We start from the raw sequence: 967 nt of genomic DNA, 5'->3' as shown, positions 1-967 counted from the left end.
TCTAGGTCGTGTCCGACGGATCTTGGGTGAGGTCGCGGAGCCAGATCTTGATGGAGGCGACGTCGATGGTGCCGTCGTAGACGAAGGCTCTCTTGTCGTAGCGGGTTGCGACCGCCCGGAACTGCTTGAGCTTGCTGATGCAGCGTTCGACGACGTTGCGGTCCTTGTAGGCCTGGGAGTCGAACGCGACCGGGCGGCCGCCTGCTCTGCCGCGGCGCTTGCGCCATTTCTGCTGGTCGGTCTTCTCTGGGATGACGGTCTTGATGCCGCGGCGGCGGAGATGGGCGCGGATGGCTCGGCTGGAGTAGGCCTTGTCGGCCAGCACACGGCCGGGCCGGACTCGATCGCGGCCGATGCCGCAGCGTTTGATGCGGACCTGGCCGAGCACCGGCAGCAGCATCGTGCCGTCGAATCGCTGGCCCGGTGAGGTCAGCCGGGCGATCGGCCGGCAGCGCCGGTCGGCGGCCAGGTGGATCTTGGTGGTGAGCCCACCGCGGGACCGGCCCAGGGCTTCCCGGCCGTCGGATTCGTCCCTTCTCAGGTCCCCTTTTTGCGGAGCCGATGCGGTCGGCGATGCCTGGCTCCGGCCGCGTGCTGGTGCGCACGCACCGCGGTGGAGTCGATCCCGACCGTCCAGTCATCGCCCTCGGCCAGGTCGGCCCCGATCCGTAGCTCGTCCAGGATCTGGCGCCAGGTTCCGTCCGCTGACCAGCGGCGATGTCGCTCATAGCAGGTCTTCCATGGCCCGAACCGTTCCGGCAGGTCCCGCCATGGCACCCCCGTCCGAACGCGGTAAAAGATGCCCGACACCACCCGCCGGTGATCGGCCCACTGCCCACCACGACCACCACAAGACGGCAGGAGCGGCGCAAGCCGCTCCCACTCCGCATCAGTCAACTCGAACCGCCGCGTCACCGACCAACAACTACCGAACCGATAGATCAAGATCTATCGGACACGCCCTAGG

At 67.7% G+C, this 967-nt stretch carries 1 protein-coding gene; it reads right to left on the bottom strand.

The window, feature by feature from the left end; genetic code table 11:
* Position 1: 1 nt before the first annotated feature.
* A protein-coding gene (locus ACA514_RS48235; protein WP_375048287.1) for an IS5 family transposase occupies positions 2–915 on the bottom strand; the annotation gives its coding sequence in 2 pieces (ribosomal slippage) (positions 2–540 and positions 540–915; 915 coding nt in all).
* Between the last annotated feature and the right edge of the window lie 52 nt (positions 916–967).

The organism is Actinomadura sp. NTSP31, assembly GCF_041951385.1.
GTDB lineage: Bacteria > Actinomycetota > Actinomycetes > Streptosporangiales > Streptosporangiaceae > Spirillospora > Spirillospora napierensis.
Note: the sequence above shows the minus strand (reverse complement) of the source record. Positions and strands in the feature narration are given on the sequence as shown.